This window comes from Chromobacterium sp. CV08, assembly GCF_051129845.1.
In the GTDB taxonomy this organism is placed as follows: domain Bacteria; phylum Pseudomonadota; class Gammaproteobacteria; order Burkholderiales; family Chromobacteriaceae; genus Chromobacterium.
The window spans coordinates 1,608,185-1,627,897 of the sequence record NZ_CP150453.1; the positions used below are offsets into that span (position 1 = coordinate 1,608,185).

Annotated in this window: 18 protein-coding genes and 1 tRNA gene; 3 read left to right on the forward strand and 16 right to left on the reverse strand. The window is 66.4% G+C overall.

Annotated elements, in window-relative coordinates; all coding sequences use genetic code 11:
* The 11 genes from WNM05_RS07710 to WNM05_RS07760 form a co-directional block, all read right to left on the reverse strand.
* Positions 1-609 (reverse strand): flavin prenyltransferase UbiX, encoded by a 609-nt coding sequence (locus WNM05_RS07710; RefSeq protein ID WP_434633914.1) that lies wholly within the window; start codon positions 607-609, stop codon positions 1-3.
* 65 nt (positions 610-674) lie between these two features.
* Positions 675-1,517 carry an RNase adapter RapZ gene (rapZ, locus tag WNM05_RS07715; protein WP_434633916.1) on the reverse strand — a complete coding sequence of 281 codons (843 nt, stop codon included), beginning with the start codon at positions 1,515-1,517 and terminating at the stop codon, positions 675-677.
* Positions 1,498-2,454, reverse strand: a complete 957-nt coding sequence (gene hprK / locus WNM05_RS07720; RefSeq protein ID WP_101707362.1) for an HPr(Ser) kinase/phosphatase — start codon at positions 2,452-2,454, stop codon at positions 1,498-1,500. Before hprK ends, rapZ begins: the two co-directional genes overlap by 20 nt.
* Positions 2,447-2,908 (reverse strand): PTS IIA-like nitrogen regulatory protein PtsN, encoded by a 462-nt coding sequence (gene ptsN / locus WNM05_RS07725; protein ID WP_434633917.1) that lies wholly within the window; start codon positions 2,906-2,908, stop codon positions 2,447-2,449. Before ptsN ends, hprK begins: the two co-directional genes overlap by 8 nt.
* A 122-nt stretch (positions 2,909-3,030) precedes the next feature.
* On the reverse strand, positions 3,031-3,369 hold the full coding sequence (gene hpf, locus WNM05_RS07730) for a ribosome hibernation-promoting factor, HPF/YfiA family (protein ID WP_434633919.1): 339 nt from the start codon (positions 3,367-3,369) through the stop codon (positions 3,031-3,033).
* A 137-nt stretch (positions 3,370-3,506) separates the two neighbouring features.
* Positions 3,507-4,907 carry an RNA polymerase factor sigma-54 gene (locus WNM05_RS07735; protein ID WP_434633921.1) on the reverse strand — a complete coding sequence of 467 codons (1,401 nt, stop codon included), beginning with the start codon at positions 4,905-4,907 and terminating at the stop codon, positions 3,507-3,509.
* 6 nt (positions 4,908-4,913) lie between these two features.
* On the reverse strand, positions 4,914-5,642 hold the full coding sequence (gene lptB, locus WNM05_RS07740) for an LPS export ABC transporter ATP-binding protein (protein WP_434633922.1): 729 nt from the start codon (positions 5,640-5,642) through the stop codon (positions 4,914-4,916).
* A complete protein-coding gene (gene lptA / locus WNM05_RS07745) occupies positions 5,639-6,199 on the reverse strand; it encodes a lipopolysaccharide transport periplasmic protein LptA (RefSeq protein WP_434633924.1) in 561 nt (186 codons plus the stop codon). Before lptA ends, lptB begins: the two co-directional genes overlap by 4 nt.
* Entirely contained in the window at positions 6,189-6,758 is a 570-nt protein-coding gene (gene lptC, locus WNM05_RS07750; protein WP_434633925.1) for an LPS export ABC transporter periplasmic protein LptC, read from the reverse strand. Before lptC ends, lptA begins: the two co-directional genes overlap by 11 nt.
* Positions 6,755-7,279, reverse strand: a complete 525-nt coding sequence (locus tag WNM05_RS07755; protein ID WP_434633928.1) for a KdsC family phosphatase — start codon at positions 7,277-7,279, stop codon at positions 6,755-6,757. The genes lptC and WNM05_RS07755 overlap by 4 nt, the downstream gene beginning before the upstream one ends.
* 43 nt (positions 7,280-7,322) lie before the next feature.
* A complete protein-coding gene (locus WNM05_RS07760; protein ID WP_434633930.1) occupies positions 7,323-8,303 on the reverse strand; it encodes a KpsF/GutQ family sugar-phosphate isomerase in 981 nt (326 codons plus the stop codon).
* A gap of 122 nt (positions 8,304-8,425) precedes the next feature.
* On the opposite strand from WNM05_RS07760, the gene WNM05_RS07765 reads away from it, so the two are divergent.
* Positions 8,426-10,396, forward strand: a complete 1,971-nt coding sequence (locus tag WNM05_RS07765) for a cation:proton antiporter domain-containing protein (protein WP_434633932.1) — start codon at positions 8,426-8,428, stop codon at positions 10,394-10,396.
* A 201-nt stretch (positions 10,397-10,597) separates the two neighbouring features.
* On the opposite strand, the gene WNM05_RS07770 is transcribed toward WNM05_RS07765, so the two are convergent.
* Positions 10,598-12,748 (reverse strand): AsmA family protein, encoded by a 2,151-nt coding sequence (locus WNM05_RS07770; protein ID WP_434633934.1) that lies wholly within the window; start codon positions 12,746-12,748, stop codon positions 10,598-10,600.
* Between the two features lie 55 nt (positions 12,749-12,803).
* Positions 12,804-12,877, reverse strand: a tRNA-Gly gene (locus tag WNM05_RS07775).
* 388 nt (positions 12,878-13,265) lie between these two features.
* Between WNM05_RS07775 and WNM05_RS07780 the strand changes: the two genes are divergently transcribed.
* Positions 13,266-13,841 carry a hypothetical protein gene (locus WNM05_RS07780; protein ID WP_434633936.1) on the forward strand — a complete coding sequence of 192 codons (576 nt, stop codon included), beginning with the start codon at positions 13,266-13,268 and terminating at the stop codon, positions 13,839-13,841.
* Between the two features lie 12 nt (positions 13,842-13,853).
* Here the strand turns inward: WNM05_RS07780 and sgrR are convergent, their stop codons facing one another.
* Positions 13,854-15,539, reverse strand: coding sequence for an HTH-type transcriptional regulator SgrR (gene sgrR / locus WNM05_RS07785; RefSeq protein WP_434633938.1), 1,686 nt, complete (start codon positions 15,537-15,539; stop codon positions 13,854-13,856).
* Positions 15,540-15,625: 86 nt separating this feature from the next.
* Between sgrR and WNM05_RS07790 the strand changes: the two genes are divergently transcribed.
* On the forward strand, positions 15,626-15,853 hold the full coding sequence (locus tag WNM05_RS07790; RefSeq protein ID WP_434633940.1) for a hypothetical protein: 228 nt from the start codon (positions 15,626-15,628) through the stop codon (positions 15,851-15,853).
* Positions 15,854-15,857: 4 nt separating this feature from the next.
* Here WNM05_RS07790 and WNM05_RS07795 read toward each other — a convergent pair whose 3' ends face one another.
* Positions 15,858-18,248 carry a chitinase C-terminal domain-containing protein gene (locus WNM05_RS07795; RefSeq protein ID WP_434633942.1) on the reverse strand — a complete coding sequence of 797 codons (2,391 nt, stop codon included), beginning with the start codon at positions 18,246-18,248 and terminating at the stop codon, positions 15,858-15,860.
* Between the two features lie 397 nt (positions 18,249-18,645).
* Positions 18,646-19,704, reverse strand: a complete 1,059-nt coding sequence (locus WNM05_RS07800; RefSeq protein ID WP_434633944.1) for a YjbE family putative metal transport protein — start codon at positions 19,702-19,704, stop codon at positions 18,646-18,648.
* Between the last annotated feature and the right edge of the window lie 9 nt (positions 19,705-19,713).

A 19,713-nucleotide genomic window follows, 5' to 3' on the forward strand; every position in this document is an offset into this window, starting at 1 on the left:
TCATTCCCCCCAGCGAGGCGTCAGCGTCTGCGCGACGCCCAGTTGATCGAGAATGCGGGAGACGACGAAGTCCACCATATCGTCCACGCTCTCGGGGTGGGTATAGAAGCCGGGGGAGGGCGGCAGGATCACCACGCCCAGCCGGGCCAGGTCCAGCATGTTCTCCAGATGGATGGCGGACAGCGGCGTTTCGCGCGGCACCAGCACCAGCGTGCGCCGCTCCTTGATGCAGACGTCGGCGGCGCGTTCGATCAGATTGTCGCTCATGCCGTGGCGTATCGCGGCCAGCGTGCCCATCGAGCACGGACACACCACCATCGCATCCGGCGGATTGGAACCGGATGCCGCCGGTGCGAACCATTCCTCGCGGCCGTACACTTCGAGCAGCTCGGGCGGGGCGGGGTAGCGTTCCAGCAGCCAGGCCTTCATCTCGGCCGGACGCGACGGCAGCGTCAGCTGCATTTCCTGCTTGGCCACCACCTGGGCGGCTTGCGAATAGAGCACCCATACCCTGACGCCGGCGGCGAGCAGGGTTTCGATCAGGCGCAGGCCGTAGGGCAGGCCGGAGGCGCCGGTCAGGGCGACGGTGACGGTTTTGCGGCGGGACATCGGGGTTCTCCAGCCGGCGCGGCGGGCGGCGCCGGCGCAGGGCGGACGGAAGCCGTCCGCCGGACTCAGTTTTCGCGGTACAGTTGGCGGTGGCGCACCAGCACCTGCCGGTCGGCGAAGGCGCGGGCCAGGCTTTCGGTGATGAAGACCGAGCGGTGCTGGCCGCCGGTGCAGCCGACGGCCACCGTCAGGTAGCTGCGGTTTTCCTTGCCGTAGCAGGGCAGCCATTTGGCGATCAGCGCCTGGATGTCGGCTATCATCTCGGCCACCTCCTTGTGGCCGGCGAAGAAGTCGATGACGGGCTGGTCGCGGCCGGTCAGCGGTCGCAACTGCGGATCGTAGTAGGGATTGGGCAGGCAGCGGGCGTCGAAGACGAAATCGGCGTCCTGCGGCAGGCCGTGCTTGAAGCCGAACGATTCGAAGATCAGCGTCGGCCCGCTGCCGTCGGCGTCGACCAGTTCGCGCACCCAGCTTCTGAGCGCGTTGGCGGACAGCTCGCTGGTGTCGATGCGGGTGCCGAGTTCCGGGATGTCGGCCAGCATCTCCTGCTCCAGCCGTATGCTTTCCTCCACCGTGATGCCGGCGCCGGACAGCGGGTGGCGGCGGCGGGTTTCGGAAAAGCGCTTGACCAGCGTTTCCCGTCTGGCCTCGAGAAACAGCAGCCGCACGTCCATGCCCTGGCCGCGCAGGCGGCCGACCACGGCGGGCAGCGCGCTCAGCGACGGGCCGGAGCGGGTGTCGACGCTGATGGCGATCTGTTCGTAGCCGAAGTCGGCGTACAGCGCCATCGCCTCCGGCAGCATCGTCGCCGGCAGGTTGTCGACGCAGTAGAAGCCGGAGTCCTCCAGCGCGCGCAGCGCCACCGACTTGCCGGAGCCGGACAGGCCGCTAATCAATATCAGGCGCATTTTCCTGGTCCCGTAGGAAGTTGGTGTGGCGTTCGATGAATTCGCGGGTGCTGTCTATGCCCCTGAGCTGCAGGATGTAGTTGCGCACGGCGGCCTCGACCAGCACCGCCAGGTTGCGGCCGGCGGCCACAGGCAGCACCACCTTGCGCACGGTGACGCCTATGATGTCCTGGGTCTCGGACTGGATGTTCAGCCGGTCCAGGGCCTGCATCGCCTGGTCGTTTGCCTTGACCAGGTGGATGATCAGCTTCAGCACCTTCTTCGGCCGGACCGCGGTCTCGCCGAAGATGGTGCGGATATTGAGGATGCCGAGGCCGCGCACTTCGAGGAAGTCGCGCAACAGCGGCGGGCAGCGGCCCTCCAGCGTGTCCGGGCCGATGCGGTACAGTTCGACGGCGTCGTCGGCGACCATGCCGTGGCCGCGCGAGATCAGTTCCAGCGCCAGCTCGCTCTTGCCCATCGCCGAGTCGCCCATGATCAGCACGCCGATCTCGAACACGTCGAGGAAGACGCCGTGCAGCACGGTGGACACCGCCAGCGCGCGGGCGAGGTAGATCCGCAGCACGTCCATCAGGTACGGACTTTCCAGCGTGCTGCACATCAAGGGCACGTTGTGGCTGTGGCAGTAGTCGCGCAGCAGCCGCGGCACCGGCTGGTTGTTGGCCACCATCACCACCGACATGCTCTTGTGGAACAACTGGTCCAGCGCGGTCTTGGCCGCCGACTGCTCCAGCTTGTTCAGATAATCGACTTCGGCCAGGCCCAGCACCTGCACCCGGTTAGGGTGGATGAAGTTCAGGTGGCCGACCAGCGCCAGCGTCGGGCGCTGGTCGTCGTTGCCGATCACATTGTCGGAGCCGCCGGTGCCGGCCACCCAGGTCAGATTGAGTTTCTGCTGATTTTCCTGGTACAGCCTGCGTACGGTGATGCTAGGCATTGGGGGTCCATTCGCTGAGCAGCTGGTAGAGTTCGTCGCGCTTGGCGATGCCCAGCATCTTCTCACGCATCTGGCGGCTGGAGAACATCTGCGCCAGTTCGGACAAGACCTGCAGGTGCAGGTCGGTGGCATGTTCGGGCACCAGCAGCACGAACAGGCATTGCACCGGCTTGCCGTCCGGCGCGTCGAACGGGATCGGCGCCTTCAGCCGGATGAACACGCCGGTGGCCTCCTTCAGGCCGCGGGCGCGGCCGTGTGGAATGGCGACGCCCTGTCCCAGTCCGGTGGAGCCCAGTTTTTCGCGGCTGAACAGGCTGTCGAAAATCTCGCTGCGGGCGATGCCGCGGGTGTTTTCCACCAACAGGCCCACCTGTTCGAACACCCGCTTCTTGCTGGAGACGTCCAGATCGAGCAGCACATGGTCCGGAGTCAGGATTTTGCCGATGAGATTCATATTGGGTTATGCATGCGGCTCTTGGAGAAACCCGGAATTCTACGTTGCCTTGATAGTACTGAAAACCGGCAAGCGCAAAGAAAAACGGGAACCGTCCGGTTCCCGTTGCCTTCAGAGTCGCGTCACAGCGAGGCTTGCGCCGCTTCGCCGGAGCTTTGGCCGGTGCCCTGCGCGCGATGCTCGGTCAGCTTTTCCTTGTACTTCAGCACCTGGCGGTCCAGCTTGTCCATCAGCAGATCGATGGCGGCGTAGAGGTCGGCCTCGGACGCCTCGATGTGGATGTCCTTGCCGGACAGGTGCACGTTGACTTCCGCTTTTTGAACCAGTTTGTCCACCGAGAGAGTAACGGAGATGTCGATCACATGGTCGACGTGGCGGGTGATGCGCTCCAGTTTGTTTTCGATGTATTCACGCAGCGACGGGGTGACTTCCAGGTGCAGACCAGTTACTTTGAGGTTCATACCCTAGCTCCTTCTGGTGTTGACCACCCGGTCGGGTTGCCGGGCGGCATTGTATTTCTTAGAACCTGCTTACGATCCGCTGCTTCTGTGTCGTACCGCTTTGGCCCGCGCGTTCGTAAACCGGTCCTCAAGGCCTGTCACAGTGCCTTGCGCAGATTCACCGCCGGAATCTGCATGGCTTCACGATACTTGGCTACGGTGCGTCTGGCAACCTGTATTCCCCGGCGGGCCAGCGCGTCGGCGATGGCGCTGTCCGACAGCGGTTTCGCGCTGTCCTCGCCGTCTATCATGCCGCGTATGTGAGCCTTGATGGCGGTGGCGGAGCATTCTCCTCCGCCGTCGGTTTCCAGCGAACTGCCGAAGAAGTACTTGAGCTCGAACAGGCCGCGGGGGCAGAGCAGGTACTTCTGGCTGGTCGAGCGGGAAACGGTGGATTCGTGCAGGCCGATCTCGTCCGCGATGTCGCGCAGGATCAGCGGCCGCATCGCCACCTCGCCATGTTCAAAGAACGATTGCTGCCGTTCAACGATAGCTTCCGCCACTTTCAGAATAGTGTCAAATCGCTGCTGGATGTTCTTCACCAGCCAGCGCGCCTCCTGCAGCGGGCCGGCCAGTTCGCCGGCGCCGCGCTTGTCGGCCAGCAGCCGCTCGTACAGCCGGTTGACGCGCAGCCGCGGCATCGCCGAGCGGTTCAGCTCCGCGACCCAGCGGCCGCGCAGCTTCCTGACCGCGATGTCCGGAATCACGTAGTGGATGTCGCCGTGGCCGTAGCCGCTGGCGGGGTAGGGGTTCAGCCGGGAGATCAGCGCCTGCGCCTGGCGCAGCGCCGCGTCGTGGCAGCCGAGCAGCTTCTTCAGCTTCGCGTAGTCGCGCGCGCCCAGCAGCTCCAGGTGTTCGCGCGCGATGTCCAGCGCCAGCGCGCGGCCCGGTTCGTCGGCCGGTCGCCGCAGGAGCTGCAGTTGCAGCGATTCGGCCAGCGAGCGCGCGCCGACGCCGGCCGGATCGAACTGCTGCAGCAGCTTCAGGCCGACGGCCAGCTCGTCGCTGTCCAGCTGCAGCTCCAGCGGCAGATTGCCGGCCAGCTCGTCGAGGTCCAGCGGCAGGTAGCCGTCGTCGTCCAGTTCCTCTATCAGCAGGCTGGCGACCGCCCGGTCGCGGTCGCTCAGCGCGATTTCCCCCAGCTGGGCCAGCAGGTGCTCGCGCAGGCTGGGCTGGCTGGGCACGTTGAGCATCGGATCGTAGTCGTCGTCGCCGCCCTGGCGGCCGCCGGCGCCCCAGTCCAGCAGTTCGCCGACGCCGGCGCCGTCGTCGCGGCCGTCGGCATCCTGCGTTTCTCCGGCGCCATGGTCGGCGCCGTCGGGGGCGGCTTCGCCGTCGTGCGGCTCGTCGCCGCGTTCCAGCAGCGGATTGTCGAGCAGGAAGCGATCCACCTCGGCTTGCAGGTCCAGCGTGGACAGCTGCAGCAGCTTGATCGATTGCTGTAGCTGCGGCGTCAGCGTCAGCTGTTGCGAGACCTTGAGCTGAAGGGCCTGTTTCATCGCCGCTTACAGATGGAAGTGCTCGCCGAGGTAGACCTCGCGCACCCTGTCGTTGTTGACCAGTTCCTCGGGCTGGCCGGAGGCCAGCACCGAGCCGTCGCTGATGATGTAGGCGCGGTCGCAGATGCGCAGCGTCTCGCGGACGTTGTGGTCGGTGATCAGCACGCCTATGCCGCGTTCCTTCAGGAAGGAGATGATCTTCTGGATGTCTATCACCGCGATCGGGTCGACGCCGGCGAACGGTTCGTCCAGCAGGATGAAGCGCGGCCGCGTGGCCAGCACGCGGGCGATTTCGACCCGGCGCCGTTCGCCGCCGGACAGCGACAGCGCGTTGCTGTCGCGCAGATGGCCGATGTTCAGGTCGTCCAGCAGCAGATCCAGTTCCTTTTCCAGCTCCTTGCCCTTGCGTCCGGAGATTTCCAGGATGGCGGCGATGTTTTCCTCCACCGTCATCCGGCGGAAGATCGACGCCTCCTGCGGCAGGTAGCCGAGGCCGAGCTGGGCGCGCTGGTGTATCGGATAGCGGGTGATGGAGGCGTCGTCGAGCCGGATGTCGCCGTCGTCGGCGCCAATCAGGCCGACGATCATGTAGAAGCTGGTGGTCTTGCCGGCGCCGTTGGGGCCGAGCAGGCCGACGACCTCGCCGCTCTGTATGCTCAGCGAGACGTCCTTGACCACGGTGCGCTTCTTGAAGCGCTTCTTCAGGTGGGATACGGTCAGTATGCTGGGGTTCATCGCTGATCCGCTCCGGCGGGCTTGGCTGCCGCGGGCTGCGAGGCGGTGTTCTTCGGTTGCAGGATCACCGTGGTGCGGCCGCCCTTGCCGGCCGCCGCGCCGCTGCCGCCGCCGAGCACCTGGTAGGTCTCGTTCTGGGTGTCGTAGGTGATCACGGTGCCTATCGCCAGGTCGCCGTTGCGCTTGACGCGGGCGTTGCCGGTCAGCACCGCGCTGTGGGCGGCGCTGTTGTAGTCGAGCTTGCTGGACTGGCCCTCGACCCAGCCGCCGTTATTGTCCATCTTCTGGCGGAAGGTGACGATGCGGCCGGTGGCCTGCAAGGTCTGGTTGCCCTGCTTGTCCTGGGTGGCCACCACCTTGTCGGCGTTCAGACGCAGCGTGCCCTGCACCACGACCACATTGCCGGTGCAGACGGAAACGCCTTTGATCTGGTCCATGGTGCAGCCGTTGTCGCTGGTGATTTCCAGCGGCTTGTTGCGGTCGGCCTGCTCGGCCTGCGCGAGCGCGGAGGCGGCCAGCAGCAGGCTGGCCAGTGCGATTCGGGACTTATTTGGCATAGGTGATCTTGGTTGTGGACAGCAGATTGAGCAGGCCCAGCGGCTCCTGGTAGGTGAAGCCTATCGAGTTGGCCACCGAGTTGCCGTGGTGGATCACCGACGGCGCTTTCGAGCTGGCGTAGCGCTTGCCGGTGTCGACGAACATCGCGCTGCTTTCCAGCCGGGTTTCCGGTTGCTTGCTGTCTGCGGGTTTGATCAAAACGACTTTCTTGTCGAAGAAAGCCTGCTGGTTCTTGTTGTTGTAGCGGCCGGTCTCGCCGATGACGCGGTATTGCAGCGCCCCCTGCTGGTACTGGTACAGGTCGGGATTCTCGAAATAGGCGTCCGGCTTGCCCGGATATTGCCACATCCGGCTGGCGATCAGCTTGTCCAGCAGCTTGCCCTGCATGTCGTAGCGGGTGGCGACCATGTTTTCCGCGACGTACTCCGGCTTGTCCGGGTCCAGGTCGCGGCGATGGCTGTCCCAGCGCGAGATCTGGTCCAGCCATACGGTCAGCAGCGCGGTCAGGCCGATCAGCAATACCGGGAACAGCCGGTGCGAGCGCAATAGCTTCATCATGCCAGATACCCGGCGACGACGGCGTCGAAAGTGCCCTGCGCCTGCATGATCAGCTCGGCCAGTTCGCGCACCGCGCCGTGGCCGCCCGGATTGCCGGTGACGTAATGGCAATGCTGGCGCACCTGCGGCGGGGCCTCGGGCACCGCCACCGCCAGGCCGACGCGGGTCAGGATCGGCAGGTCGATCAGGTCGTCGCCGATGAAGGCGCAGGCGTCGACGGAGAGGCCGGTCTTTTCCAGCAGGTCGGCCAGCGCGACCTTCTTGTCGTGCACGCCGCCGTAGTAGTGGTCTATCTTCAGCGCGCGCGCGCGATGCTCGACGCAGCGGTCGGCGCGGCCGGAGATGATGGCCAGCTGCACGCCGGTGCCTTGCAGCAGCCGCAGGCCGAGTCCGTCCTGCACATAGAACGATTTGCTTTCCTCGCCCTGGGCGTTGTAGTAGATGCGGCCGTCGGTCATCACGCCGTCCACATCCATGATCAGCAGCTTCACCTTGCGGGCCTGCTCGGAAATCATGCGCATTGCTTGGTCCTTGCGGCCGTCCGCGGAACGCGGGACGGCGGAATCAAAATACGCCTGCTCGCAGCAGGTCGTGCATGTGCAGCACGCCGGCCAGCTTGCCGGCCTCGTCGACGACTACCAGGCTGGTGATCTGGTGCTGCTTCATCAGGAAGCCGGCCTCGGCCGCCAGCTTGTCGGCGGCTATGGTGCGCGGCGAGCGGCCCATCACTTCGTCAATCTGCAGGCGGTAGACATCGACGCCCCTTTCCAGCGTGCGGCGCAGGTCGCCGTCGGTGTAGATGCCGTGAAGCGCGCCGGCGGCGTCGCATACCGTCACCATGCCCAGCCGTTTCTGCGACATCTCCAGCAGCGCGTCCTTCAGCAGCGTGCCCGGCGCGACGCGCGGCAGCTCGTCGCCGGCGTGCATCAGGTCGCGCACGTGCACCAGCAGCCGCCGGCCCAGGCTGCCGCCGGGATGGGACAGCGCGAAATCGCTCTTGCCGAAGCCGCGGACTTCCATCAGCGTGACCGCCAGCGCGTCGCCGAGCGCGATCTGCGCGGTGGTGCTGGTGGTCGGCGCCAGGTTCAGCGGGCAGGCCTCCTTCTCGACGTGCGAGTGCAGCAGGATGTCCGCTTCGCCGGCCAGCGTCGAGTCGGCCCGGCTGGTCATCGCGATCAGCCGTATGCCTTTCAGCTTCAGCGCCGGCAACAGCGACACGACCTCGCCGGATTCGCCGGAGTTGGACAGCGCGATCACGATGTCGTCGCCGGTGATCATGCCGAGGTCGCCGTGGGCCGCCTCGGCCGGATGGACGAAGAAGGCCGGCGTGCCGGTGCTGGCCAGCGTAGCGGCGATCTTGCGGCCGACATGGCCGGACTTGCCCATGCCGGTGACGATGACGCGGCCGGAGCAGGCCAGTATGGCCTCGACCGCGTCCAGAAATTCGCCGTCCAGGCGCTCGGCCAGCGTGTTCAGCGCGGCCGCTTCGGTATGCAGCACCTCGCGCGCCGTTTCCAGGCGGCTGACGGATTGTGTTTTTTCCATAAGGCAAAAGTATATCAAAGGTTATAATCGATTGACGCGCGTGCTGGTGCAACTTTTGCTTGGCCGTCGCTTTTTCCCCGTTTTTCCCCCTCCGAAACCTTCCCCGGGAGACCCGACCGCCGATGCATTCCCTGGCCCCCATCGTCCTCGTTTTGTTGTCCGCCGTGCTGGCGGTCACCCTGTGCCGCAGCCTGAGGGTGCCGGCGATGCTCGGCTACCTGGTGGTCGGCTTCGCGGCGGGGCCTGGCGCGATGAGCCTGATCCCGCAGGGGGAGGAGACCGCCTTTCTCGGCGAAATCGGCATCGTGTTCATGATGTTCACCATCGGCCTGGAGTTTTCGCTGCCCAAGCTGAAGGCGATGCGCCGGCTGGTGTTCGGCGTCGGCTTCGCCCAGGTGGCGCTGACCATGCTGCTGGTCGCGGCCGCCATCGCTCATCTGACCGGCAGTCCGCTGACTGGTTTCGCGATAGGCGGCGCCCTGGCGATGTCGTCGACCGCCATCGTCAGTAAGCTACTGGCCGAACGGCTGGAGTTGAACCAGCCGCATGGCCAGTTGGCGATAGGGGTGCTGTTGTTCCAGGACATCGCGGTGGTGCCGCTGCTGATCATGCTGCCGGCCTTCGCCGGCGGCAGCGAGACGCTGTGGCTGGATCTGGGCAAGGCCGGCGGCAAGGTCGTGGTGGTGCTGGCGCTGCTGTTGTTCTTCGGCCAGCGTCTGGTCCGGCCGTGGTTCCACCTGGTGGCGCGGCAGCGCTCCGGCGAGCTGTTCATGATCAATGTGCTGCTGGTGACGCTGGGCGTGGCCTGGCTGACCGAATTGTCGGGCCTGAGCCTGGCGCTCGGCGCCTTCGTCGCCGGCATGCTGATCTCGGAGACCGAATACCGCTACCAGGTGGAGGAGGACATCAAGCCGTTCCGCGACATCCTGCTCGGCTTCTTTTTCATCACGGTCGGCATGCGGCTGGAGTTCTCGGTGCTGTTCGACCGTTTCGGCGAGGTGCTGCTGATGCTGGCGCTGCTGCTGCCGTTGAAGCTGGCGGTGGTGTTCGGTCTGGGACGGCTGTTCGGCCACCGCGCCAACGATTCGATGCGCGCGGCGCTGGCGCTGGCGCAGGGCGGCGAGTTCGGCTTCGTGCTGCTGGCCTTGTCGCTGAATCTGAAGCTGGTGTCGACGCCGACGGCGCAGGCGGCCATCGCCGCGATACTGATCTCGATGCTGGCCGCGCCCTTCCTGATCCTGTACGGCGAGCGCATCACCCGCCGGCTGATCAAGCAGGACTGGATGCTGCAGTCGCTGGACCTGCACCAGATGCTGGTGGCCGGCATGAGCAAGAGCGAGCACGTGCTGATCTGCGGCTACGGCCGCAGCGGCCAGGCGCTGGCGCGGCTGCTGGAGGCCGAGAACATCAATCTGTTCGCGCTGGACATGGATCCGGAGCGGGTGCGCGAGGCCGGCGAGGCCGGCGACCAGGTGGTGTTCGGCGACGCCGGCAAGAAGGAGGTGCTGATCGCCGCCGGCCTGATGCGCGCGCGGGTCGTCGTGGTGACCTTCGCCGACACCCACGCGGCGCTGCGCATCCTGCACGCGGTGCGTGAAGTGAGGCCGGAGCTGCCGGTGATCGTGCGGACGATAGACGACAGCGAGATGGACATGCTGCGCGGCGCCGGCGCCGACGAGGTGGTGGCCGAGGTGATGGAGGGCAGCCTGATGCTGGCCTCGCAGGCGCTGCTGGAGGCCGGTGTGCCGCCGAGCCGGGTGCTGCGCCGCATCCGGGCGGTGCGCGAGGAGCGCTACGACCTGTTCCGCGGCTTTTTCCGCGGCAGCAGCGACGAGATCGAAAGCCTGGACGACGAACTGGTGCCGCGGATGCTCAGCGTGCAGGTCTGCGGCGGCGCCGCCTCCATCGGCCAGCCGCTGGGGGCGCTGGAGTTGGAGGAGTTGGGGGTGGAGGTGAAGGCGATACGCCGGCAACGGGTGCGCCGCACCGACTTCGACGCCAGCTTCGAAATCGGCGCCGACGACGTGCTGGTGCTGCTCGGCACGCCGCAGCAGCTGGCGCTGGCGGAGTCCAGGATATTGCAGGGCGATTGAGCACGCGCGGTGCGTCGCCCCGAAGGCGATGCACGATAAATCGATCTCGCCGGATCCATATTTGGGCGAATGGCGAACACGCGGTACGTCGCCCCGTTGGGATGACGCACCCTACGAATCACGTCTTTCCCAACGCACCGGCGCGACCAGCCATCGGTAGGGTGCGTCACCCCGAAGGGGCGACGCACCGTTGGGCGACGCTCAGGGCAGTATCGTCGTGATCTGCTTCTGCAGCTGCTGCTTCAGCGCCTGCTTCTTCTCGCCCTCGGTCTTCTTGCCCTTGACCATCGCGTTGAAGTCCAGCGCGTACACCGGCGCGTTGATCGGGCCGGTGATCTTCAGCGGCACATTGACGCCCTTCAGCCGGGAGAATTCCTGCGGATTGGCCTGCACGTCCAGCGTGTAGTCGACGATGTTCTGCTTCAGGTCTATCTTGCCGCCGCCGGCGACGTTGACCAGCTGCGACGCCAGCTTCAGGTCCTGGCTGCGGGCGACGCCCTTGTCCAGCTTGAGGCTGGTCGACAGCGTCGAGAACGTGGTCCGTTGGTCGTTCTGCGCGGCGCCGTTCCATTCCTTCAGTTCGGCCGGCAGGTTCTTCAGCGCCGCGACCAGGTCTATGCCGGTCAAGGCGCCGTTGTTCAGGCTGAACGAGGCGTCGCCGCTGAGCGTGCTGCGCAGTTCGGCGAACGATTTGCCGTCGGCGTTGACGTCTATCTTGCCGTTGCCCTTGCCGTCCAGCCGGGAGAAGTTGAACAGGTCCACCAGCAGCGGACGTATCTTCATGCCCTGCAGCGTCTGCTTGACCTGCAGATGCGGCACGTCGCGGCGGCTCAGCGAGGCGTCCCCCTGCAGCCGGCCGTCGTAGATGTCGGCCGACATCTGGTCCAGCTCGAAGGCGCGCGGATTGATGCGCACATTGCTGTTGATGTGGTTGATGCGGAAGCGGCCCATCGCCAGCTCGCCTATCGCCACCTTGCCGTTCAGGTCGAAGAAATCCAGCCAGTCCAGCGGAATCTCGTTGGTGTTCTGGAAGATGGCCACCGGGTCGCCCTGGGTTTCCGGCAGATAGCGGTTCAGGTCCAGCTTGCCTATGTTCAGCGTGGCCTCGTGGCGCGGCTTGATCAGGCCGTACTGGCTCAGCGTGGCGGAAACGTCGGAGCCGTCCAGCTTGCCGGCGACGCGCAGATTGAAGCGCGGCTCGTCGACGTCGCCGTCCAGCGCGCCTTCCATGCTGGCCACCAGTCGGCCGCGCGGCAGCGCCGGCGTGGTGATGGTGCTGGTCAGCTTCAGCGGCTCCATCCTCAGCTGGTTCATCGCCGCCAGCGAGAACGGCGCGTTCAGCTTGACGTTGACGCGGGTATCGCCGGCCAGCCAGTTGAACTCGCCGTCCAGCTTGTCGGCGTACAGGCCGCCTTCGCTGAGTTTCAGGTTGTCCAGCGCCGCCTGCAGCTGGTACTGGCTGCGGGCGTAGCTGAGCCTGGCGCTGACGGTGCCGGACGGCATCGTCAGCTCGCGCAGGCTGGCGTTGATCTGCGGCAGCGCCAGCTTGACTTCGCTGCTCGGGCGCTCGCTGCTGAAGCTGACGGTCACGTCGCTGCCGGTGGCCTGCAGCGAGGCGAAGTTCAGCTTGTACTGGCCGGCTACGGTCAGCTTGGTCTCGCCCAGGCCCTGGATGTTGCTGATCGCCACCGCCTCCAGCTGCGGCAGGCTGACCTGGTCGTCCTGTATGGCCAGCGGCGTGTTCAGCGCCAGCCGCACCGGCCGCTTGTCGTCGTCGAGGATGGCGCCGGCGCTGACGCTGGCGGTGCCGAGCAGGCCGTCGGCGTCCAGGCTGATGCTGGAGACGCGCTTGTCGGTGTGCGTCGGCTGGTCGGACAGCAGCAGCGTGCCTTCGCGTATGCGCAATTGGTCCAGCTTGACGCTGTAGCCTTCCGGGCTGCGGCGCTGGAACAGGTCGGCGATATTGAGCCGGCCGTCCAGGCCGCGGCTGAGGTTGACGCTGGGGCCGTACAGTTCGACCGCCTTGATCTCGCGGGTGCCGAACAATAGCGGCATCCAGGCCAGCGACACCCGCAGCAGCTCGACGCGGGCGAACACGTCCGGCTTGCCGGCTTCGCTGACGCTGACTTTTTCTATGTCGATGCCGGGGGAGGGAAAGACCGCCGGCGTGATGCGGCCGTCGATGTGGATGACGCGACCGCTGTCCTGCAGCGCGTGGACCAGGCTGCCGCGCACGGCGGCCTCGTCGAATTGCCAGTAGATCAGGGCGCGGATCAATACCAGCAGCAAGACCACGGCCAAGGTGCCGTAGGTCGCGATTCTTAGCCACAGCCGGCCTGAGTTCAATTTCATCTGATATCGCTCGGAGAGGCCATGCATGAAGGATTTACGGGGGCGGGAAGACTGATGGAGCGGGTGAAGGGAATCGAACCCTCGTCGTAAGCTTGGGAAGCTTCTGCTCTACCATTGAGCTACACCCGCGCGCTTCGCTAGAGCGGGAGAATGTAGCCGGTTTCGCCGGGCTTGGCAAGGTTTTGCGATGCAGCAAAAACGCCGGGCCGGCGGGGCTTTGCCGGCCGCCGCCGCCATGATCCGGCTAAGTGACTGAACGGGAAAGAAAGTCTCGCGCAGGCGTGTCGAAAACATTTTTACCAGGGCATTCGTGATGACATTGGGCTGTCATCGGCTTATGCTAGCGGTCCTGCCGTGTGGAAACGGCGGGCGGCGGGACGCGTGGGGCGCGTGCCGTACCAATAAAGAACCGCGCGAAAGAACCGCGCGCCGGAGCGGACCGGCGGCGATGGCGGCTTGAGGAATGAGGGGGAAGCGACCAGGGGGTCGACAATCTTGTTTCGGGATCATGCTGAAAATGCGCAAGTTATTGCAAGAAGTGTTGTTGTGCCTGGCTTTGGCCGCCTCGTGGATCGGCGCCGCCGGCGCCGCCGAGGCCATCCGGCCCTATCAGGGGCCGTTGAAGTGCCAGGCCGGTTCTGTCGATGAAGTCTGGATAGACCAGCGGCTGGGCTGTCTGCAGCCGGGCCAGGCCTTCATCGTCAACGCGGTCGGCGCGGCCGGCTCCGCCCAGGATGTCGCCTATGTCGTCAACGAAGCGGTGTACAACCCCGATTTCGATCTGATCAATGAGCGCAAGGTGCGTTACTTCCAGTCCTTCCTCTGCGTGCGCAACGCGCCGCGCGACATCCGGCCGCTGTTCCTGTCGGGCGATCTGGCGACGGCGCTGAAGCTGAGCAATGTGGACCGCAAGCCCGACGGCGTCGGTCCGACCCCGGTCAACCTGTCCGGCGGCGATCGCGCTGGCTGGCAGCCAGCCAGTTGCGATCCGGCCCGGCATCCGCTGATCGTCGATTACCGCAGCGGCCGGGTGGAGTCGGTCAATCCGCTGGCGCTGAGGCAGCTGGACATCTACGAATTGCCGTACAAGTGAGCGCGCGGCGCGCTACATCTCCTCCGGCCGCAGCCAGGCCGTTTTGAAATCGAACCAGCCCATGCTGTTCAGGCGGAAATCCTCGATCTGACCCGGCCCCTTCAGCCGCAGCCAGTTGTGGAACAGCGGCAGCAGCCAGTGCCGCGCCACCGTCTGTTCGGCCATGTCGTGGGCGTGGGCGCGGCCGGCGCGCCAATCGCCGAGCCAGCGCTGGAGCGGCAGCGCCGGCTCGCAGCAGCGCCGCAGCAGCGGCGTCCCCAGCAGCCAGGCCGGCACCGCGTAGTCGATGTCGCTGCTGAAGTTGACCGTTCCCAGCCACAGATCGGCCTCGCCTAAGCCTTGCTCCCAGTCGCCGTAGCTGTATTCCCGGCACCGCAGCGCGATGCCGTGCGCCGCCAGGCATTCGGCGACGGCGGCGGCGATCTGCCGGTATTCCGGATGTTGTTCGTAATAGGCCAGCCGCAGCTCGCTCAGCGCCGGCGCGGCCGGCGCCGGTTCCGGCCGGCCGTGGTGCCAGCGCGGCAGCAGGCCGGAGGCCGCCACCCAGTATTGCCGCGTGGCCGGCTCGGTCCGCTGCATCACGGCCAGCGGCGCCAGCGCCTGAGCCAGCCAGCGCCGGACGGCATCGTCGCGCATAGACTCGGAGCGACCGTCGCAGAGCAGGAAATAGACGCCGGCCTCCAGCGACATCTCGGTCCGGGATTCGATGGGTCTCGGGTTGATTTCCACCGTCAGGTCGCAACTGCCGCGGGCGTCCAGTTCCAGCTGATCGCCGAGGTCCGGCACCATCCAGATGTCGACCTGGTCGAGCAGCGCGCGGTAGCCGAAATAGTCGTCGAAGGCCTGTAGCGACAGCCGATGCGCGTCGTTGGCCGCGACCCGGTACGGGCCGGTGCCGACGGGGTGGGAGGCGAAGTCGGGGCGGTCGGCGTGGCCGGCCGGCAGTATCATCGCTGCCGGGTCGGCCAATAGCCTGGGCAGCCAGCGGTCCGGCTCGGACAATTCCAAGGCCAGGCTGCGCGGCGACAGCCGGCGCACGGCAGCCAGATGGGCGAACAGCGGCTGTTCGCCCAGCCGCCTGACGCTGGCGGCGATGTCGTCCTGGCTCAGTTCGCCGCCGTCGTGCCAGCGCACGCCGGGGCGCAGGTGGAAGTGCCATTCCGTTTCCGAATGCTGTTGCCAGTGATGGGCCAGATCGCCTTCGATTTCCCCGTTTTCCTCGTTTAGCCGGGTCAGACCGTTGAAGATCTGGCTGACCAGGTGGCGTTCTGAGCGCCTGAGCGGCGTGCCGGGATGCAGATTGGGCATCGGCCGGTAATAGGGCACGCCCAGCACCTGGCGGTTTTCGCTCCAGCGCCGCCCGAGCCTGGACAGCAGCACCGGCGCCAGTTGGCGCGGGTCGTCGCCGAGCAGGCTGGCGGCCTGCTCGACGCGGCCCTGCTCGAGCAGCCGCTCGGCCTGCCGGCGCTGCAGCTGGCCGACGTCGCCGAGGAAGCGCAGGTCCGAGCGCTGGCCGCGTCCGGCGCGGGGATGCCAGGCCAGCCAGCCCAGCGCCTGCATCTGGACCAGCAGGCCGCGCATGTGGCGGCGGGTGCAGCACAGGAGGTCGGCCAGCTGCTGCAGCGACACGGCGCTGTCGCGGCCTTCCAGTTGCCGGTGCAGGCGGCTGTAGTGTTGCAACAGTCGTTTATGGCTCATAAAGAGGAACAATGTAGGAAAAAGTCAGCAATTTTTTGTTCACCTTATCAGCGTGACAATAAGGCCTCCAGCACAAGGAGTCCAGTATGAAACCCGATTCGCTATCCCTTTTCTTTCAACGCTATCTGGGCAGGCAGCGCCGACGGTGCGGCATCGATCCGGCCGAGGCGCTGGCGAGGTTGAACGAGGTGATGCAATGGCAGGCGGAGACGGAGGCGCCGACGCCGGCGAAAAAAACGGCCGGGCGCGAGGCCCGGCCGGAAGAAGGGATGCAAGAGAAGAAATCCGTCGGCCCGCGGCTGCGGGCCGGATGAGGCCTTATTGCAGATAGGGCAGGTAGGGCGCCTCGTCGCGTATCGCGTAGGTCTTGCCGTTCAGTCCCACCGTGTAGTGGCTGGGGCCGGAGATCGGCAGGTAGTACACCACGCTCAGCGTCACGCTCTGTCCGGCGCCCAGGCTCTGCCAGCTCGGCAGCTTGACCGAAACGCGGTTGAAGTCGCCTTTCAGGCCGCCGACGTTGCTGCCGCTGTGGCCGGTGCTGATCACCTTCAGTCCGAAGCCGGACTGGTCGGCGATATTGGCCGGCGCCGAGGTCGGCACGTCGAACTGGAACTCGGTGCCGCCGGGCAGCGTGGTCTTCGAGCGGTTGACGATGGTCAGCTTCGGATTGATCGGATAGTTCTGATCGCCGAGCGCGAAGCCGCTCAGGCTGAAGCCGACGTCTATCGCCGCGGTCGGCGCCGGCGCGGCGTCGGCGCGGCGCACGCTGACCTTGGCCGGCTGGCTGAAAGTGCCGTACAGCAGGTTGGTCAGCGTGTTGCCGATGAAGTACTCGCCCTTGCCGTTATTGCGCTGGGCGTTCCAGTCGTAGTCGCCGGCCAGCTCCCAGAACATCACGCCGCCGATATTGTTGGCGTCTATCCAGGCGGCCTTCTGCGCGATCGACTGCTCGTCCTCGGTCGACAGGAACACCTTCTTGCTGGCGTTCCACAGCCATGGCGCGGCCAGCGCGCTGCTGTAGTTGCGCTGGTAGCTGCCGCTGAGCTGGTTGATCGGCAGCGTCGGATCGATGCCGTAGGCGGCCAGATAGCTGCCGGCCAGGCCTTTCTCCAGGTTCTTGGCGTGCCACATCGGGTTGGAGCCGCCCGGGATCTCCTTGCCGTTGTCGTCCAGATCGTGCCAGATATTGTCTATGCCCACCGCGCCGTCGCCGCATTCGGTCAGGCCGGTCGGGCAGTTGCTGCCGACCGAGCTGCCCCACAGGCCGTTGTTGCCGCCGGTGACGTTCTTCCAGCCGCGGGTGTAGTAGGGCACGCCCATATTGACGCGCGAGGCCGGCAGGCCGCCGCGGTAGTAATGGTAGGACCAGTCGGTGTTCAGGTAGCCGATATTGCCGTACTGCGGCGTGCTGTACACATTCCAGAACGCCAGTTCCGCGTCCTTGCCGTCGTCGAACAGCGCGGCGTTCGGGCCGACGAAGCGGTTCCAGGCGCCGTGCAGGTCGTAGGACATCACATTGACGAAGTCCAGATACTTCAGGCCCTGGAAGGTTTCCATGCCGCGCAGCAGATAGCCGGACGCCGGCACCGCGGCGGTGATCTGGTAGTAGCGGCCGTCCTGGGCGGCGGCGCGGTCCAGCCGGTCGCGCAGCGTCTGCAGCAGCGCGACGTAGCCCTTGGTCAGGGAGCCCAGGCGGGCGTTGGAGAAGCTCCAGTCCAGCGGGTTGCCGGCATTGTTCATCGAGGTCGGGTATTCGAAGTCGATGTCGACGCCGTCGAAGCCGTATTTGCGCAGGAAGGCGACGGCGGAGTCGGAGAAGGCGTTGATGCCGGCCTGGTTGACGCTGCCGTCGGCGTTGACGGTCATGCTGTAGAAGCCGCCGCTGGCGACGCGCTTGCCGCTGGCGTCGAAGTAGCCGCCGGTTTCGGCCCAGCCGCCGACCGAGATCAGCGTCTTCACGCCGGGGAATTTGCGCTTGTACTGGGTCAGCAGATTGAAGTGGCCCTTGTACGGCAGGCTGGCGTCCATTTCGGCGCCGGCCACGCCCGGCCAGCTCATGTCGGTGGCAGGGTTGCCCGGCGCGGTCTCGTTGACCGACAGCTTGTTGTTGCCGTCGACGTGGGCGAAGGCGTAGTTGATGTGGGTGAGCTTGTTCCAGGGGATGTCGCTGGCCAGGTAGGCCGGGCTGCCGTCCTTGCCGGTGCGCCAGCTGGTGAAGTAGCCGATGATGCGGCGGCGGCTGCCGTTGGCGAGTTGCTCGGCGCCGCCCTGCTTGTAGACGGCGCAGTAGGGCACGTCGACGCCGGCGGTCTGCGCCAGCGCTTCCGGACGGCACAGCGCGTTGCCGGTCGGCGCCGGCACCTGTACCAGCGGCGGGTCCACCGGCGGCGGATTGTTGCCGCCACCGCACTGTCCCACCAATTGCCAGGGACTCGAATCGCCGGCCGACGGGGTATTGCCCTGGGTCCACCACTTGGCCTGCCAGGTCTGGTTCTGGTAGCTGACGCGCTGGCCGCCGGTATAAACGGCGGTGGCGTTCCAGGCCGGATCGGTGCAGCTGCTGTCGGCGGTCTTCACCAGCCCGGCCGGCAGCGACTGCGGCCAGGGGGACGCGCCTGTGCCGACCGCGGCGTGGCCGGCCAGCAGCGCGGCGCCGCCGACGGCGCCGGCCGCCAGCCCGCCCTTCAGTAACATCAGGGTTTTGCTCACTCTGTTCTCTCCCGTTGTCGTGGTTGTTGCAGAAACAAGCGTCGTTAGTTGTATTTAAGTGGTATTAACAAATGGAATGTAGCGGTACGAATGAAAAATGATCCTGTACTTTTTGTCAGGCATGACTGGCGAAGGGGGGCGACGAGGGGCTAGCGGCATGGTGCCGGGACAGGGGAAGCGACGGATGGAGGACGGCCGGCGATCGTACTGGGCAAGGCTTGCGGGTGTTGGCAGCCGGGGGTTTCAACGCGCGCGTCGATCCGGTCGGCACATGATTTTATTGCGATGCAGCAGGAGTTTTATTGCAACTGCGTTACGGTCGGCAGCCGGCAGTCATATCGGCCGGCACGATGCCGGGGGAAATGTTGCATACCAGATACAGACCATTGTCACCTGTTCAGCGACGGAGCGCCGCCGGGTGGCGCGGCGTCGGCAGCAAGCCCTGGCTCAGCAGGTGCCAGATCAGCCATAGCAGCGCCAGCGCGCCGATGACGGCGGCGGCGCCGACCAGCAGTTTCAGCAGCGGGCCCAGGCCGGCGCCGCCGTCGGTCGAGATTTCGGCGGCCGGCGTTTCGGCCGGCGGCGGGGGCGTCGATGGGGGCTCGGCGTGCGCCGTCGCCGGGACGGCTTCGGCCGGGCTTGGGGCGGGGATGGCCGAGCCGTCGCCCGACGGCGGCGCGCTGGCGGCGATGCCGGCCTCGCCCAGCAGCGCCAGACGGCGGACCAGCGGGGCGAACGGGCGCAGCGGCGGCAGCGGCGGCAGCTTGCGCCGCTGCTCGCGTATGATGCGGCTCTCCAGCAGCACGAAGACGGCGCCCAGCAGCGGTGCGAGCAGCGGCAGCGCCGGCGCCTGCGCGGCCACCCAGTCCCCCCACAGCGCGTCGCCGACGGCGAGGCCGCCGGCCAGCCAGCCCAGCGCCGCGGCGCCGGCCGGAATCAGCAGCGGATAGCCGTCCATCAGCCGCGCCAACAGCAGGCTGCCGTACATCAGCAGCGGCACGCTGAGCAAGAGGCCCAGCAGCAGGAAGGCCAGGCTGCCCTGGGCGGCGGCGGCCAGCGCCACCACATTGTCCAGGCTCAGCGCCAGATCGGCGCCGACGACCAGCATCACGGCGTTCCACAATTGCCGGCTGTGGCCGGCCTGTTCGGACAAGCGCGCGGCGTCCGGCTCGCCGTGTTCTTCCAGCAAAAGCTGGATGGCGATGGCGAACAGCACGGCGGCGCCGGCCAGCTTCAACAGCGGCACCGACAGCAGCGCGCCGGTGACGGCGGCCAGCAGCAGCCGCAGCAGGATGGCGAAGCCGGTACCCCACAGCACGGCGCGGCGGCGCAGTTCCGGCGGCAGCGAGCGGCAGGCCAGCGCGATCACCAGCGCGTTGTCGCCGCTGAGGATCAGGTCGAGAAAGGAGACCTGAAAGGTCAGGCCGAAGGCGCGGGCGAGGCTGTCGGGTTCCATGGCGATTCC

What these genes read in the sequence shown, in the direction of transcription:
- WNM05_RS07710 (WP_434633914.1), bottom strand. Translation starts at nt 609, where the DNA reads ATGTCCCGCCGCAAAACCGTCACCGTCGCCCTGACCGGCGCCTCCGGC.
- rapZ (WP_434633916.1), bottom strand. Translation starts at nt 1,517, where the DNA reads ATGCGCCTGATATTGATTAGCGGCCTGTCCGGCTCCGGCAAGTCGGTG.
- hprK (WP_101707362.1), bottom strand. Translation starts at nt 2,454, where the DNA reads ATGCCTAGCATCACCGTACGCAGGCTGTACCAGGAAAATCAGCAGAAA.
- ptsN (WP_434633917.1), bottom strand. Translation starts at nt 2,908, where the DNA reads ATGAATCTCATCGGCAAAATCCTGACTCCGGACCATGTGCTGCTCGAT.
- hpf (WP_434633919.1), bottom strand. Translation starts at nt 3,369, where the DNA reads ATGAACCTCAAAGTAACTGGTCTGCACCTGGAAGTCACCCCGTCGCTG.
- WNM05_RS07735 (WP_434633921.1), bottom strand. Translation starts at nt 4,907, where the DNA reads ATGAAACAGGCCCTTCAGCTCAAGGTCTCGCAACAGCTGACGCTGACG.
- lptB (WP_434633922.1), bottom strand. Translation starts at nt 5,642, where the DNA reads ATGAACCCCAGCATACTGACCGTATCCCACCTGAAGAAGCGCTTCAAG.
- lptA (WP_434633924.1), bottom strand. Translation starts at nt 6,199, where the DNA reads ATGCCAAATAAGTCCCGAATCGCACTGGCCAGCCTGCTGCTGGCCGCC.
- lptC (WP_434633925.1), bottom strand. Translation starts at nt 6,758, where the DNA reads ATGATGAAGCTATTGCGCTCGCACCGGCTGTTCCCGGTATTGCTGATC.
- WNM05_RS07755 (WP_434633928.1), bottom strand. Translation starts at nt 7,279, where the DNA reads ATGCGCATGATTTCCGAGCAGGCCCGCAAGGTGAAGCTGCTGATCATG.
- WNM05_RS07760 (WP_434633930.1), bottom strand. Translation starts at nt 8,303, where the DNA reads ATGGAAAAAACACAATCCGTCAGCCGCCTGGAAACGGCGCGCGAGGTG.
- WNM05_RS07765 (WP_434633932.1), top strand. Translation starts at nt 8,426, where the DNA reads ATGCATTCCCTGGCCCCCATCGTCCTCGTTTTGTTGTCCGCCGTGCTG.
- WNM05_RS07770 (WP_434633934.1), bottom strand. Translation starts at nt 12,748, where the DNA reads ATGAAATTGAACTCAGGCCGGCTGTGGCTAAGAATCGCGACCTACGGC.
- WNM05_RS07780 (WP_434633936.1), top strand. Translation starts at nt 13,266, where the DNA reads ATGCGCAAGTTATTGCAAGAAGTGTTGTTGTGCCTGGCTTTGGCCGCC.
- sgrR (WP_434633938.1), bottom strand. Translation starts at nt 15,539, where the DNA reads ATGAGCCATAAACGACTGTTGCAACACTACAGCCGCCTGCACCGGCAA.
- WNM05_RS07790 (WP_434633940.1), top strand. Translation starts at nt 15,626, where the DNA reads ATGAAACCCGATTCGCTATCCCTTTTCTTTCAACGCTATCTGGGCAGG.
- WNM05_RS07800 (WP_434633944.1), bottom strand. Translation starts at nt 19,704, where the DNA reads ATGGAACCCGACAGCCTCGCCCGCGCCTTCGGCCTGACCTTTCAGGTC.